Consider the following 14437-nt stretch of genomic DNA (forward strand, 5'->3'; position numbering starts at 1 on the left):
TCAGGCTCCCGCTACGACGAGGACGGCGACGGCCAGGACGAGCGAGCCCGCGATCAGCGCGCCGAGGTAGGTCTGCACATTGCCGGTCTGGGCGCGCCGTACGGCCGCGCCGAGCAGACCGGGTGCGCCGCCCGCGCCGCGCACATAGGTCTCCACGACCTCCCGGTCGAGGAAGCCGACGAGCCGGGCGGCGGCGCGCACCGGGCGTACGAACAGCGCGGCGTACAGGGCGTCGAGGTGGAAGCCCGCCGCCGCGTGGCGGTGGAGCGGGCCGAGGAGCAGCCGGCCGGGGTCCGCGGGATCGTGGGCCGCGGCGATGTCGCCGTACGCGAGCTCGTGCGTGGCGATGGCCTCGGCCTCGGAGAGCGCGGGTTCGGCGTCCGGGTGGGCGGCCACGGCGCCGATCGGGGTGCGGGCGGCCGGCGCCGTGGTGTGCCGCCAGGCCCCGTACGTGACGAGGATGCCGACGAGGGCCAGCCCGGTGCCCAGCACGGAGGTGGTGAGGGTCGGGGCGAGGGACTCGCCGTCGAACCAGTCCGGGAGGGCGCCGAAGGCGAGGCCGAGCGCGGCGGCGGGGACGAAGAGCACCCACAGGACGGCGTTCATGACGACGGGCTGGCGGCCGTGGTCGGGGGCTTTTGTGCCCTTGCCGCGGAAGGCGAGCAGCCACAGGCGGGCCGCGTAGCCGGCGGTGAGGAGGGCGGTGAGCAGCCCGGCGACCAGGACGGTCCAGCCGACGGACGCCGGGACGGCCGGGGCGTGCCCGGTGGCCGCGTGCTCGGCCGCGCCGAGGACGGCCTCCTTGGAGAAGAAGCCCGCGAACGGCGGGAGGGCGGCCAGCGCGAGCAGCGCGACCGTCATCGTCCAGTAGGCGTCGGGGATGCGCCCCGCGAGGCCGCTCATGCGCGACATCGCGGACAGCGAGTTCGTCCCGGCCGCGTGGATGATCACGCCCGCGCCGAGGAAGAGAAGGGCCTTGAACGCGCCGTGGGCCAGCAGGTGGAAGACGGCGGCGCCGCGGTCGTCGACGGCGAGCGCGCCGGTCATGTAGCCGAGCTGACCGATGGTCGAGTAGGCGAGTACGCGTTTGATGTCGTCCTGGGCCAGAGCCGCGAGCGCCGAGCCGACCATGGTGACCGCCGCCATGACCGCGAGCACGGCGAGGGCGGCGGCGGAGGACGCGAAGACGGGCAGCAGCCGGGCGATGAAGTAGACGCCGGCGGCGACCATGGTGGCGGCGTGGATCAACGCGGAGACCGGAGTGGGGCCGGCCATCGCGTCGGGCAGCCAGGTGTGCAGCGGGAACTGCGCCGACTTGCCCGCCACCCCGGCCAGCAGCAGCAGCGCGATCAGGGTGGGGTGGTCGAGCTGGAAGTCCGAGGTGGCGGAGGTCAGCCGGGTGTAGATGTGGCTGATGCGGAACGTACCGGCGTCGGCGCCGAGCGCGAAGATCCCGAAGAGGAACGGCACATCGCCGAGCTTGGTGACCAGGAACGCCTTGAGGGAGGCGGAGCGCGCGGCCGCGGTCTCCCAGTAGTGGCCGACCAGGAAGTACGAGCAGATGCCCATGATCTCCCAGCCGACGAGCAGCACGATCAGGTCGTCCGAGTAGACGACCAGCAGCATCGCGGCGGTGAAGAGGGAGACGAGCGCGGCGTAGGAGGGGTAGCGCGGGTCGTCGCGCAGATAGCCCGTCGAGTAGATCTGCACACAGCACGCGACGACGCCGACGAGGACCGCGACCAGGGCGGCGAAACCGTCGATGTGCAGCGCGAGGTCGATGGGGAGCGAGCCGGTGCCGGTGAGCCGGGTCGCGGCGTCCACCGTGCCCTTGCCGCCGCCCGCTTCCCCGCCCTGCCGTACGGCGACGAGGACGGCGAGGGCGGCCGCGGCGACGGTGGGCAGCACGGCGAGGGGGCGTACGAAACCGGGGGCGCGGCGGCCCAGCAGCAGTCCGGCGAGGGCGCCGAGGAAGGGGAGGAGGGGGACGAGGACGGCGGCGTTCGTGGTCGTCACGCGGTCTGCCTCCGGGCGGGGATTCCCTGGTCGGCACTGGTGTCGGTGCCGTTGTCAGTGGCGGCTGTCACGCTGTCTTCGGTGGGCGGGGGCTCGGCGAGGCCCCGGAGCTTGTCGATGTCGGCGGTGCCGCGGTCGCGGTAGACGAGGAGGACGATGGCCAGCCCCATGCCGATCTCGGCGGCGGCGATGGCGATGACGAAGAGCGTGAGGGCCTGGCCGGCGTGCAGGGTGTCGCGGAGCCAGACGTCGAAGGCGACGAGGTTGAGGTTGACGGCGCCGAGCATCAGCTCGACGGACATCAGCACCAGGATCGCGTTGCGGCGGGCGAGGACGCCGTACAGACCGGTGCAGAAGAGGAGGACGGCGAGCACGGCGGGGTAGGCGAGGTGCATCAGCCCTCCTTTTCGGCGGCGTCGGAGGCGGCGGAAGCGGCGGCGCGGGCGCTGTCGGCTCGGGGGCCGTGGGCGCGGGAGGACCCGTTGGTGCCCGGGGTGCGCTGCGAGGAGCGCAGCCGGGACAGCACGATCGCGCCGACGAGCGCGGCGAGCAGCAGCACCGACAGCGCCTCGAACGGCAGTACCCAGTGCCGGAAGAGACTGGTGCCGGTGACCTTGGTGGACCCCTGCACCTCCGCGCCGACGTCGATCCAGGTGGCCCGGAAGGCGTCCACGACCACCCACACCAGGGCGGCCGCGGCGGCCACGGCCACCGCGAGGGCGGCCGGGCGGTTGCCCGAATCGGCGTCCGGCGACCGCCCGATGGGCGCCTTGGTCAGCATCAGCCCGAACAGGATGAGGACGACGACGGACCCCACATAGATCAGCACCTGCACCCAGGCGATGAACTCCGCCGTGAGGAGGAGGAACTCGACCGCGAGCCCGCCGAGCGTGACCACCAGCCACAGCGCGGCGTGCACCAGCTGCTTGGTGGTGACGGTGACGACGGCCCCGCCCAGGGTCACCACCGCGACCAGAAGGAAGCTGATCTCCACACCGGTGGGTGACAGAAAACCGTGACCGGCGGCCGCGAGCTGCGCCGCGGCACTCACGACGCCGCTCCGTCCCGGCCGGAGGAGCCGGTGGGGCCATCGGCCCCCGCCGCGTCCTCGGCCTGCGCGACCTGTGCCGCCTGTGCCGCCTCGGCCGCGGCGATCTTGTCGGCCGCCTTGCGAGCGGCGGCGATCTCCTTCGGCTCCTCGGCGCCCGGGTCGAGCGCGGGCGGCGCGGGCACCGTCCACATCCACTCGCGAAGCTTGTCGCGCTCATGAGTGAGGTCGCGGATGTCCTCCTCCGCGTACTCGAACTCCGGCGACCAGAACAGCGCGTCGAAAGGACACACCTCGATGCAGATACCGCAGTACATGCACAGGGCGAAGTCGATGGCGAACCGATCCAGCACATTGCGGCTGCGCTCGCGCCCGCCGGGCGCGGCCGGCGGCACCGTCTCCTTGTGGGAGTCGATGTAGATGCACCAGTCCGGGCACTCCCGCGCGCAGAGCATGCAGACCGTGCAGTTCTCCTCGAACAGGCCGATGACGCCGCGCGTCCGGGGCGGCAGCTCGGGCTGCACGTCCGGGTACTGCGCGGTGTGCGCCTTCCGGGTCATCGTGCGCAGGGTGACGGCCAGGCCCTTGGCCAGGCCGGAACCGGGGATGCCCATCAGGAGATCACCACCTTGACGACGCCGGTGAGGGCGATCTGGACCAGAGCGAGCGGGATGAGGCCGGTCCAGGCGAGCTTCTGCAGCTGGTCCTCGCGCAGCCGCGGATAGCTCACCCGCAGCCAGATCACCACGAAGGCGAGCACGGCCGTCTTCAGCAGCGTCCACACCCAGCCCAGGTCATGGGCGAACGGACCGTGCCAGCCACCCAGGAACAGCACGGTGGTCAGCCCGCAGAGAACGACGATGCCCGCGTACTCGGCCAGCAGGAACAGCGCGAAGCGCAGCCCGGTGTACTCGGTGTACGCGCCGAAGATGATCTCGGAGTCGGCGATCGGCGCGTCAAAGGGCGGACGCTGCAGCTCGGCGAGCCCGGCCGTGAAGAACACCAGCCCGCCGACGATCTGCCACGGCACCCACCACCACTCGAACGCGTCGAGGATGCCGGGCAGCGAAACGGTACCGGCGGCCATCGCCACGGAGGCGGCGGCGAGCAGCATCGGCAGCTCATACGCCATCAGCTGCGCGGCCGTACGCAGGCCTCCGAGGAGGGAGAACTTGTTGGCCGACGCCCAGCCCGCCATGAGCGAGCCCAGCACGCCGACGCCCATCACGGCGAGCACGAAGAAGATGCCGGCGTCGATGAACCGGCCGACGGCACCGGGCCCGACCGGGATCGCGACCAGGACGAGCAGATACGGCAACAGCGCGACGGCGGGCGCGAGCTGAAAGATCCGCCGGTCGGCCCCCGCCGGTACGACGTCTTCCTTCTGCGCGAACTTCACACCGTCCGCGACCAGCTGTGCCCACCCATGGAACCCACCCGCGTACATCGGCCCGAGCCGACCCTGCATATGGGCCATGACCTTGTGCTCGGCCTGTCCTACGACCAGAGGCAGCACGAGGAAGGCGAGCAGCAGCGCGAGCAGTCGCAGCGCGACGTCGAGGACGTCGTTCACGCGGTGCCTCCCGCCGGGTCGTCGGTGTTTGGGTGGGGTGCGTGGGGTGTGCGGGGCTTGTGGGGCTCGGCGGGCGCGGCTGCCTCAGCCGGTGTGTCGGGCTCGGCTGGCGCGTCGGGCGCGTCGGACTCGGCAGGCGCGTCGGGTGTGTCAGGGCCGCCGGCGTCCTCGGACGCCGCAGGCTGCGCGGGCCCTTGGGGCCCCTCGTGGCGCCCGGGGTCTCCGGCCTCCCGGCCCGCCGCCTCACTGCGCGGCGACGACTCCACGACACCCGAGGCCTGGACGCCCTCGCCCGCGACGGTCTGGGACGGCTCCCGCCGCTCCCCCGCGTCCCGCCGCGACTCGGTGTCGGCCTCGGCCTCGCCCGCAGCAGCAGCAGCAGCAGCAGCACCGGACGCGGACTCCGATGACTGCGTTCCGGGGGCCGTCGGCTCGTCCTCCCGCGCCGGGCGTGGGTGGTGCCAGGGGGCGTCGGCCGAGCGCGGGCGGGCGGCGGGGCGGTCCGGGCGCGCCTGGGCCTGACCGCCCGTCGCGGCGCGCTGGCTCGCGGAGCCCTCGCCCGCACTGCGCGACCGTCGCGCGGGGCGGGCAGCCTCGCCCTCCGCTGCGTCCGTACCCCGCAGGCTCGCCGAACCCTCACCCGCACTGCGCGACCGTCGCGCGGGGCGAGCAGCCTCGCCCTCCGCTGCGTCCGTACCCCGCCGGCTCGCCGAACCCTCACCCGCCGACGCCTCGGCGCCCGTCGTGGCGCGCTGGCCGGCCGAGCCCGCGGAGGCGCTGCGGGCTCGGCGGGGCGGGCGTTCGCCCCCGGCGGGCCCGGCGCCCGAAGCGCCTGCCGCGCCCGCCGTGCGGGTCGCACGCGCCGGGCGGGCGGGGGCAGGGGGGAGCTGGCCCTTGAGGGGGCCCCATTCGTTGGGGTCGGGGACGCCGGGCGGCAGCATCTGCCGCCGTCTGGGCGCGTGGGCGGCCTCGGACTCCCCCGGCTCCTTCGCGCCCGGCCAGGCCTTGACGACCCGTGCCGCCAGCACGAAGTCCTTGCGCAGCGGGTGCCCCTCAAAACCGTCCGGGAGCAGCAGCGGCGCGAGGTGGGGGTGGCCCGCGAAGTCGATGCCGAACATCTCGTGGGTCTCGCGCTCATGCCAGGCCGCGCCCGCGTAGACGCCGGTCGCGGTCGGCAGGGCGGGCGCGTCGTGCGTCACGGTGGTGCGTACGAGCAGCCCGCGCACCGCGGGAGCGGCAGGGGCGGCCGCCGGGCCGAGGGCGACGACATGCGCGGCCACGCGGAAGCCCTCGCCGGGCTCGTCGACCGCGCTCAGCCAGTCGAAGTAGGTGCAGCCCAGCGCGTCGCGGGCGGTCTCCAGCGCGGGGATCCACGCGTCGGCGGGGACGTCGACGGTGAGCAGCCCGTACGCCTCCTCCGCCGTCGCGCCTTCTCCGAACAGCTCGGTGGCCGACCGCGGCAGCCAGCCGACCGTCGGCGGCGCGGGCACGGCGACCGCCTCGACGGGCTGGTTCCGGTCGTCGGGCGCGGTCACGGCGTGCCCTCCTCCGTGGCCGGGGCGGAGGACGGGGTGGGCGGCGCGACCAGGCCGCTGCGCAGCGCCGCGGCGGACGGCCGAGAAGCCCCGCCGTCGCCGCCCCGAGCGCCGTCGCTGTCCAGGACACCGCCGCCGTCACCCCGGGCATCGCTGTCGCGCCCGTACCGCTCGCCCAGCGACTCGCGCGCGATCTTCTCCTGAAGCTTCAGGATCCCCTGCAGCAGCGCCTCCGGGCGGGGCGGGCAGCCCGGCACATACACATCGACGGGGATGATCTGGTCGACGCCCTTGGTGACCGCGTACGAGTCCCAGTACGGGCCGCCGCAGTTCGAGCAGGCCCCGAAGGAGATGACGTACTTCGGCTCGGGCATCTGCTCGTACAGCCGCTTCACCGCGGGCGCCATCTTGTCCGTCACCGTGCCGGACACCACCATGAGGTCGGCCTGGCGCGGCCCGGGCGCGAAGGGGATCACGCCGAGCCTGATGAAGTCGTGGCGGGCCATCGACGCCGCGATGAATTCGATGGCGCAGCAGGCCAGCCCGAAGTTGAAGACCCACAGGCTGTAGCGGCGGCCCCAGTTCAGGACCACCTTCATCGGCTCGGGCGCCAGCCTGGCGAGCGCCCCGAGGCGGCGCGGCTCCGGGAGATCCACAGGTGTCACGTCCATTCCAGGACGCCCTTCTTCCAGGCATACAGCAGGCCCACGGCGAGGAAACCGAGGAAGATGAACATCTCCACCAGCGTCGTTCCGCCATAGCCCGGTGCGGCGAACACCGTCGCCCAGGGGAAGAGGAAGATCGAGTCCACCGCGAAAATCACATACAAGAAAGCGTAGACGTAGTAGCGGACCTGGGTGTGGGCCCAGCCCTCGCCGACGGGGTCGACACCGCACTCGTACGTCAGCAGCTTCTCCGGGGTGGGCACCACGGGCCGCAGCAGCCGCCCGGCCCCGAAGGCCACGGCGACGAAGAGCACCCCGACGACCGCGAGCAGGCCGACCACCGAGTAGCCCTGGAAGTAGTCGGCCGCGAGCGGCACGGCTGTGGTGCGCACGGTCGTCGCCTCCGGCACGTCCGCCCCTCGCTCCCTGTCCCGCCTGATGTTCGTCGATGTTGATGTCGTGTGTTCTTCGACGCTACGTACGCACGGGAGTGTAGGCCCTGCCGCCGTCCAGGTGAGCCGCCCGTCCGGCATGCGGTGGGGTTTCCCCTACCCGGGCACGGCGACATACCCCATGGCGAGGCGGGGGCAGGCCCGGCAACCTTGGCCGTATGACCTCGAGTTCAACCGACGAGGGCGACGAGCGGCTGCCCCGGCCGCCCGCCTTCGGCTTTCCTCCGCAGACCTGGAAGGAGATCGCCCACCTCCTCGCCAATCTGCCCGTGGGCATCCTCGGCTTCGTCTACTCCCTGGTGTGGCTCGTCATGGGCCTGGGGCTGGCGATCACCGTGGTGGGGCTGCCGGTGCTGGCCCTGGGGCTGCGCGGCAGCCGGCTGTACGGCGCGTTGGAGCGGCGTCGCGCCCGTGCGCTGCTCAGGGTGCGCGTCGACGAGCCGAGCCGGCTGCGGCACCGCGCGGACGGCGGCTTCTTCTCCTGGCTGTGGGCGCGGCTGCGGGACCCGGTGGGCTGGCGGACCACGCTGTACTCCTTCATGCGGCTGCCCTGGGCGGTGGCCACCTTCTGCGTCACCCTGCTCGCCCTCTTCCTCGCCTGGCCCGTGCTGCCCTGGATCGCCCGGGGCCTGACGAACGCCGACCGGGCGATGGTGCGCGGGTTGCTGTCCCCCTCCGACGAGCTGGAGCGGCGGATCGCGGAGCTGGAGTCGGACCGGGGCATGGTGGTCGACACGGCGGCGGCGGATCTGCGGCGCATCGAGCGCGATCTGCACGACGGGGCGCAGGCCCGGCTGGTCGCCCTCGCCATGGGCCTGGGCCTGGCGAAGGAGAAGGTGCTGGAGGACCCGGGGGCGGCGGCCGCGATGGTCGACGAGGCGCACGGCGAGGTGAAGCTGGCCCTCCAGGAGCTGCGCGACCTCGCCCGGGGCATCCACCCGGCGGTGCTGACCGACCGGGGCCTGGACGCGGCGCTGTCGTCGGTCGCGGCGCGCTGCACGGTGCCGGTGGTGGTCTCCGTGGACCTGCCGCAGCGGCCCGCGCCCGCCATCGAGGGCATCGCGTATTTCACCGTCTCCGAGCTGCTGCAGAACATCAGCAAGCACAGCGGCGCCCGGACGGCCGCCATTGAGGTGCGGCGGGCGGACGGGCGGCTGCTGATCCAGGTGCGGGACGACGGGCGCGGCGGCGCGAGCGCGGACGGGGGCAGCGGTCTGGCCGGGCTCGCGGAGCGACTCGGGTCGGTCGACGGCCTGTTCACGGTGGATTCGCCGGTGGGCGGCCCGACGGCGGTGATCGCCGAGCTGCCGTGGCGCGACCGCTGAGCCGCGCGGGCCTGCCGGGCCGCGCGGTAGCCGCGCGGGGCCGGGGTGTCAGGCGTCGCCAGACCGGGGTGCCAGGCGCCGCGGGCCCGGTGTTCAAGCGCGCCGCGCGTCCGGTGTCAGGCGCGGGTGCGCGTCCGGTGTTATGCCCAGGGCTACCCCGACGGTAGGGCTAGCCCCACGGTCAAGACGCCTACTTGCTCCATGGCCCGGCCGGGCGCGCTCCGGGAGCCTGGATGTACGCAACGCAGCACCGGGCACCACGCCCCACCCTTCGGAGGACGGACGAAAGATGGCCACCGCATACGAACCGTACGGGCCGGGGGCCGAGCCCCGCGGCTCCCTGGTGCCCGCGGCGCTGCGTGCGCCCTTCAAGGCCCGTGTCTGGCGCGAGTTCCTGTATCTGATGCTCAGCCTCCCGATGGCCTTGCTCGCCTTCTGCTACGCGATCACGATGCTCGCGCTCGGCGTCGGGCTCCTGGTCACCTTCCTCGGCATACCGGTGCTCGGTGTCGCCCTGGCGGGCTGCCGGGCGCTCGGGGCCGTGGAGCGGGCCAGGGCGCGCGCGCTGCTGCGCCTGGAGGTCGCCGATCCCGAGCCGGTGCGGGCGGTGACCCGCGGCTCGCGCAAGTTCGGTCCGTTCGCGTGGGTGGGCGCGCTGCTCAAGAGCGGCACCTCCTGGCGCCATGCCCTCTACGCCGTGATCCACCTGCCGTGGGCGATCTTCGCCTTCGCTCTGTCGCTGGCGCTGTGGGTGAACGCCTGGGGCTTTGTGACCTATCCGCTGTGGCAGTGGGTCTTGCCCACCTACAGCGACCAGCCAGGCGTGCAGCTCTTCGAGGTCGACGGCCGTGGCTTCTTCCTCGACACCCCGCTCGACATAGCCGCCACCAGCGTCGCCGGGGCGCTGCTGCTGGTGGGGACGCCGTTCGTGATACGGGGGCTGACCTCGGTCGACCGGCTGATGGTGGCCGGGCTGCTGGGCCCCTCGCGGCTCGCGGAGCGGGTGTGGGAGCTGGAGTCGGACCGGGGCACGGTGGTCGACACGGCGGCGGCGGATCTGCGGCGCATCGAGCGCGATCTGCACGACGGGGCCCAGGCCCGGCTGGTCGCCCTCGCCATGGACCTGGGGCTGGCGAAGGAGAAGCTCCAGGAGGACCCGGAGGCGGCGGCCGTGATGGTCGACGAGGCGCACGGCGAGGTGAAGCTGGCCCTCCAGGAGCTGCGCGACCTCGCCCGGGGCATCCACCCGGCGATCCTCACCGACCGGGGCCTCGGCCCGTCCCTGTCCGCTCTGGCGGCCCGCTGCGCGGTGCCCGTGACGGTGACGGTGGACCTGCCGCAGCGGCCCGCGCCCGCCATCGAGGGCATCGCGTATTTCACCGTCTCCGAACTGCTGCAGAACATCAGCAAGCACAGCGGCGCCCGGAGGGCCGCCGTGGATGTGTGGCGCTCCGAGGACCGGGTGATGCTGCAGGTCTCGGACGACGGCCGGGGCGGTGCGGACGCGCGGGCGGGGTCGGGGCTCGCCGGGCTGGCCGAGCGGCTCGACGCGGTCGACGGTCTCCTCGTCGTGCACTCCCCGGCCGGCGGCCCGACCTCCGTCACCGCCGAGCTTCCCTGGCGAAGGTGACCCGCGCCCCCGCCGCCCGCCCCTCGGCCCGCGCCTCGCCCGCTCCCTGGTCCGCCCTTCGCCCCGCCGCGCCCTGCCCCGGTGAGCGTGCCGGGCGTCGGGCGGGTCCGATCCCTGGGATGCTGGGGGCCGAGGATCCGACGAGTGGGGGGCGGGCTGTGGAGGACAGGGTGCGGGTGGTCATCGCCGAGGATTCGGTGCTGCTCCGGGAGGGGCTGACCCGCCTGCTGACCGACCGTGGGCATGACGTGGTCGCGGGGGTCGGGGACGCGGACGCGCTGGTGAAGTCGGTCCAGGAGCTGGCCGGCGGGGGCGCGCTGCCGGATGTGGTGGTCGCGGACGTACGGATGCCGCCGACCCACACCGACGAGGGGGTGCGGGCGGCGGTCCGGCTGCGGCGCGACCATCCCGGACTCGGTGTGCTGGTGCTGTCACAGTACGTGGAGGAGCAGTACGCGACGGAGCTGCTGGCGGGCAGCAGCCGTGGCGTCGGCTATCTGCTCAAGGACCGGGTGGCCGACGTCCGGGAGTTCGTGGACGCCGTGGTGCGGGTGGCCCGGGGCGGCACGGCGCTGGACCCGGAGGTCGTGGCGCAGCTGCTGGGGCGCAGCCGCAAGCAGGACGTGCTGGCCGGGCTCACCCCGCGCGAGCGGGAGGTCCTCGGTCTGATGGCCGAGGGCCGGACGAACTCGGCGGTCGCCAAGCAGCTGGTGGTGAGCGACGGCGCGGTCGAGAAGCACGTCAGCAACATCTTCCTGAAGCTCGGCCTGTCGCCGAGTGAGGGAGATCACCGCCGTGTGCTCGCGGTGCTGACCTATCTCGATTCCTGAGACGGCACGGAATGTAAGACGGGCATGGGGACTCCGGGCCAAGCTGGACCGGTCAACTGACGGTCGTAAAACCAAAGACCTAAAGGGGAGGATCGCTCGACATGAGTACGGGGGCGCATGCAGAGCATGACAATTCACGAAATAAAGGGGCGGTGCCAGGCCGTCCATTATGCGATCCGGTCAGGGAAGGCGACCCTTACCGACGTACGATGGCCATGGGACAGCCGGTCGGCACCGATGTCCATGAGCGCCGCCTCAAGGGAGGTCCGAATCAGTGACCAGCCAGGTCAGTAGCCCGGCCGAGCAGGCCGAACCAGCCGATCAGCAGGACGGGCAGACGCTCGTCGGGGGACAGCGAGCGTCGGACGGTGGCAAAGAGGTCCGCCGTCTGGACCGGGTGATCATCCGGTTCGCGGGGGACTCCGGCGACGGTATGCAGCTCACGGGTGACCGGTTCACCTCGGAGACGGCGTCATTCGGCAATGACCTGTCCACGCTGCCGAACTTCCCGGCCGAGATCCGCGCCCCTGCCGGCACCCTCCCCGGCGTCTCGAGCTTCCAGCTGCACTTCGCCGATCACGACATCCTCACCCCGGGCGACGCGCCGAACGTGCTGGTGGCGATGAACCCGGCCGCGCTGAAGGCCAACCTGGGCGATGTGCCGCGCGGCGCCGAGATCATCGTGAACACCGATGAGTTCACCAAGCGGCCGATGGCCAAGGTCGGCTACGACCAGAGCCCGCTCGAGGACGGCTCGCTGGACGGTTACAACGTCCACCCCGTGCCGCTGACGACGCTGACCATCGAGGCGCTCAAGGAGTTCGGGCTGTCCCGCAAGGAGGCGGAGCGCAGCAAGAACATGTTCGCGCTCGGCCTGCTGTCGTGGATGTACCACCGCCCGACCGAGGGCACCGAGAAGTTCCTGCGCCAGAAGTTCGCCAAGAAGCCGCAGATCGCCGAGGCGAATGTGGCCGCCTTCCGGGCCGGCTGGAACTTCGGCGAGACGACGGAGGACTTCGCGGTCTCCTACGAGGTGGCGCCCGCCTCCGCCGCCTTCCCGCCGGGGACGTACCGCAACATCTCCGGCAATCTGGCGCTGTCGTACGGGCTGGTCGCGGCCTCGCACCAGGCGGATCTGCCGCTGTTCCTGGGCTCGTACCCGATCACGCCCGCCTCGGACATCCTGCATGAGCTGTCCCGGCACAAGAACTTCGGCGTGCGCACCTTCCAGGCCGAGGACGAGATCGCGGGCATCGGCGCGGCGCTGGGCGCCGCGTTCGGTGGGGCGCTCGCGGTGACCACCACCTCGGGCCCCGGCGTGGCGCTCAAGTCGGAGACCATCGGGCTCGCGGTCAGCCTGGAGCTGCCGCTGCTGGTGATCGACATCCAGCGGGGCGGCCCGTCGACAGGCCTGCCCACCAAGACCGAACAGGCCGATCTGCTGCAGGCGATGTACGGGCGCAACGGCGAGGCCCCGGTGCCGATCGTGGCCCCCAAGACCCCGGCCGACTGCTTCGACGCGGCGCTGGACGCGGCGCGGATCGCGCTGATCTACCGCACCCCCGTCTTCCTCCTCTCCGACGGCTACCTCGCCAACGGGTCGGAGCCGTGGCGGGTGCCGGACCTCGAGGACCTGCCGGATCTGCGGGTCCGGTTCGCCGGTGGCCCCAACCACACCCTGGCGGACGGCACCGAGGTCTTCTGGCCGTACAAGCGCGACCCCGAGACGCTCGCCCGCCCCTGGGCGGTGCCCGGCACCCCCGGCCTCGAGCACCGCATCGGCGGCATCGAGAAGCAGGACGGCACCGGCAACATCTCCTACGACCCGGCCAACCACGACCACATGGTGCGCACCCGGCAGGCCAAGGTCGACGGCATCGAGGTGCCGGAGATCGCGGTGGACGACCCGACCGGCGACGCCCGGACGCTGGTGCTGGGCTGGGGTTCGACCTATGGGCCGATCACCGCCGCAGTGCGCCGGGTCCGCGCCGCCGGAGACTCCATCGCCCAGGCCCACCTGCGCCATCTCAACCCCTTCCCGGGGAACCTCGGCGCGGTCCTGGCCCGCTACGACAAGGTGGTCGTGCCCGAGATGAACCTCGGGCAGCTCGCCACCCTGCTCCGCGCCAGGTATCTGGTCGACACCCGCTCCTTCACCCAGGTGCGGGGGCTGCCATTCAAGGCCGAGCAGCTTGCGACGGCCCTTAAGGAGGCCATCGATGACTGAGACGATCGCGGGAGGGCTCTCTTCCGTCGACGCGCTTTCGCTGGTGCCGAAGGCCGGCACCAAGCAGACCATGAAGGACTTCAAGTCCGACCAGGAAGTGCGCTGGTGCCCCGGCTGCGGCGACTACGCGGTCCTGGCCGCCGTCCAGGGCTTCATGCCCGAACTCGGTCTGGCGAAGGAGAACATCGTCTTCGTCTCGGGGATCGGCTGCTCCTCCCGCTTCCCGTATTACATGAACACCTACGGGATGCACTCGATCCACGGCCGCGCCCCCGCCATCGCCACGGGCCTGGCCGCCTCGCGCCGCGATCTGTCGGTGTGGGTGGTCACCGGTGACGGCGACGCGCTGTCCATCGGCGGCAACCACCTCATCCACGCGCTGCGCCGCAACGTCAACTTGAAGATCCTGCTGTTCAACAACCGGATCTACGGCCTCACCAAGGGCCAGTACAGCCCGACCTCCGAGATCGGCAAGATCACCAAGTCCACGCCGATGGGCTCGCTCGACGCGCCCTTCAACCCCCTCTCGCTCGCGCTGGGCGCGGAGGCCGGGTTCGTCGCCCGCACCGTGGACTCCGACCGCAAGCACCTCACCCAGGTGCTGCGCGAGGCTGCCGCCCACCCGGGCACCGCGCTGGTGGAGATCTACCAGAACTGCAACATCTTCAACGACGGCGCCTTCGAGGCCCTCAAGGACAAGGAGCGGGCGCAGGAGGCCGTCATCCGCCTGGAGCACGGCAAGCCGATCCGCTTCGGCGCGCCGTTCAGCGAGGAGGACGGCGGGGACGGCCTCGGCTCCAAGGGCGTCGTCCGCGACCCGGCCACCGGCGACCTCAAGGTCATCGATGTGACCCGGGAGGGCGCCCAGGGGGTGCTGGTCCACGACGCGCACGCCGACTCGCCCACCACCGCCTTCGCGCTGACCCGCCTCGCCGACCCCGACACGCTGCACCACACCCCCATCGGGGTGCTGCGCGATGTCACCCGCCCGGTCTACGACGCCGAGATGGCCGACCAGCTCGAGGCCGCCGTGGAGCAGAAGGGCAAGGGCGACCTCGGTGCCCTGCTCGCCGGCCACGACACCTGGACCGTCGTCGGCTGACCCGGCGGCGGCCCACCGCGCCCACCCGTACGGG

13 protein-coding genes are annotated in these 14437 nt (G+C 72.6%); 5 read left to right on the forward strand and 8 right to left on the reverse strand.

What is annotated here, in order from left to right; genetic code table 11:
* From PV419_RS12775 to PV419_RS12810, 8 genes are read right to left on the reverse strand one after another with little or no spacing between them, the layout of a single operon-like run.
* Positions 1-2016, reverse strand: coding sequence for an NADH-quinone oxidoreductase subunit L (locus tag PV419_RS12775; RefSeq protein ID WP_319688073.1), 2016 nt, complete (start codon positions 2014-2016; stop codon positions 1-3).
* Positions 2013-2411, reverse strand: a complete 399-nt coding sequence (gene nuoK / locus PV419_RS12780) for an NADH-quinone oxidoreductase subunit NuoK (RefSeq protein ID WP_319688074.1) — start codon at positions 2409-2411, stop codon at positions 2013-2015. Before nuoK ends, PV419_RS12775 begins: the two co-directional genes overlap by 4 nt.
* Positions 2411-3067, reverse strand: coding sequence for an NADH-quinone oxidoreductase subunit J (locus PV419_RS12785; protein WP_319688075.1), 657 nt, complete (start codon positions 3065-3067; stop codon positions 2411-2413). The genes nuoK and PV419_RS12785 overlap by 1 nt, the downstream gene beginning before the upstream one ends.
* Positions 3064-3678: an NADH-quinone oxidoreductase subunit I gene (locus tag PV419_RS12790; RefSeq protein WP_319688076.1), complete on the reverse strand. Its 615-nt coding sequence runs from the start codon at positions 3676-3678 to the stop codon at positions 3064-3066. The genes PV419_RS12785 and PV419_RS12790 overlap by 4 nt, the downstream gene beginning before the upstream one ends.
* A complete protein-coding gene (locus tag PV419_RS12795; RefSeq protein ID WP_319688077.1) occupies positions 3678-4637 on the reverse strand; it encodes a complex I subunit 1 family protein in 960 nt (319 codons plus the stop codon). Before PV419_RS12795 ends, PV419_RS12790 begins: the two co-directional genes overlap by 1 nt.
* Positions 4634-6172, reverse strand: a complete 1539-nt coding sequence (locus PV419_RS12800) for an NADH-quinone oxidoreductase subunit C (protein WP_319688078.1) — start codon at positions 6170-6172, stop codon at positions 4634-4636. The genes PV419_RS12795 and PV419_RS12800 overlap by 4 nt, the downstream gene beginning before the upstream one ends.
* Positions 6169-6843, reverse strand: coding sequence for an NADH-quinone oxidoreductase subunit B family protein (locus PV419_RS12805; RefSeq protein ID WP_319688079.1), 675 nt, complete (start codon positions 6841-6843; stop codon positions 6169-6171). The genes PV419_RS12800 and PV419_RS12805 overlap by 4 nt, the downstream gene beginning before the upstream one ends.
* Positions 6834-7247 (reverse strand): NADH-quinone oxidoreductase subunit A, encoded by a 414-nt coding sequence (locus PV419_RS12810; protein ID WP_319688080.1) that lies wholly within the window; start codon positions 7245-7247, stop codon positions 6834-6836. The genes PV419_RS12805 and PV419_RS12810 overlap by 10 nt, the downstream gene beginning before the upstream one ends.
* 200 nt (positions 7248-7447) lie before the next feature.
* On the opposite strand from PV419_RS12810, the gene PV419_RS12815 reads away from it, so the two are divergent.
* The 5 genes from PV419_RS12815 to PV419_RS12835 all read left to right on the forward strand — a co-directional run bounded on the left by PV419_RS12815 (position 7448) and on the right by PV419_RS12835 (position 14403).
* Positions 7448-8614, forward strand: a complete 1167-nt coding sequence (locus tag PV419_RS12815; RefSeq protein ID WP_319688081.1) for a sensor histidine kinase — start codon at positions 7448-7450, stop codon at positions 8612-8614.
* 289 nt (positions 8615-8903) lie between these two features.
* Positions 8904-10244, forward strand: coding sequence for a sensor histidine kinase (locus PV419_RS12820; protein WP_319688082.1), 1341 nt, complete (start codon positions 8904-8906; stop codon positions 10242-10244).
* A 170-nt stretch (positions 10245-10414) separates the two neighbouring features.
* Positions 10415-11074, forward strand: a complete 660-nt coding sequence (locus tag PV419_RS12825) for a response regulator transcription factor (RefSeq protein WP_319688183.1) — start codon at positions 10415-10417, stop codon at positions 11072-11074.
* Positions 11075-11348: 274 nt separating this feature from the next.
* Entirely contained in the window at positions 11349-13301 is a 1953-nt protein-coding gene (locus PV419_RS12830; protein WP_319688083.1) for a 2-oxoacid:acceptor oxidoreductase subunit alpha, read from the forward strand.
* Positions 13294-14403: a 2-oxoacid:ferredoxin oxidoreductase subunit beta gene (locus PV419_RS12835; RefSeq protein ID WP_319688084.1), complete on the forward strand. Its 1110-nt coding sequence runs from the start codon at positions 13294-13296 to the stop codon at positions 14401-14403. The genes PV419_RS12830 and PV419_RS12835 overlap by 8 nt, the downstream gene beginning before the upstream one ends.
* Positions 14404-14437: the final 34 nt, after the last annotated feature.

This window comes from Streptomyces sp. ME19-01-6 (assembly GCF_033793745.1).
In the GTDB taxonomy this organism is placed as follows: Bacteria; Actinomycetota; Actinomycetes; order Streptomycetales; family Streptomycetaceae; genus Streptomyces.

Coding starts and splice junctions, on each gene's coding strand:
- PV419_RS12820 (WP_319688082.1), top strand. CDS start 8,904: ATGGCCACCGCATACGAACCGTACGGGCCGGGGGCCGAGCCCCGCGGC.
- nuoK (WP_319688074.1), bottom strand. CDS start 2,411: ATGCACCTCGCCTACCCCGCCGTGCTCGCCGTCCTCCTCTTCTGCACC.
- PV419_RS12815 (WP_319688081.1), top strand. CDS start 7,448: ATGACCTCGAGTTCAACCGACGAGGGCGACGAGCGGCTGCCCCGGCCG.
- PV419_RS12790 (WP_319688076.1), bottom strand. CDS start 3,678: ATGGGCATCCCCGGTTCCGGCCTGGCCAAGGGCCTGGCCGTCACCCTG.
- PV419_RS12805 (WP_319688079.1), bottom strand. CDS start 6,843: ATGGACGTGACACCTGTGGATCTCCCGGAGCCGCGCCGCCTCGGGGCG.
- PV419_RS12835 (WP_319688084.1), top strand. CDS start 13,294: ATGACTGAGACGATCGCGGGAGGGCTCTCTTCCGTCGACGCGCTTTCG.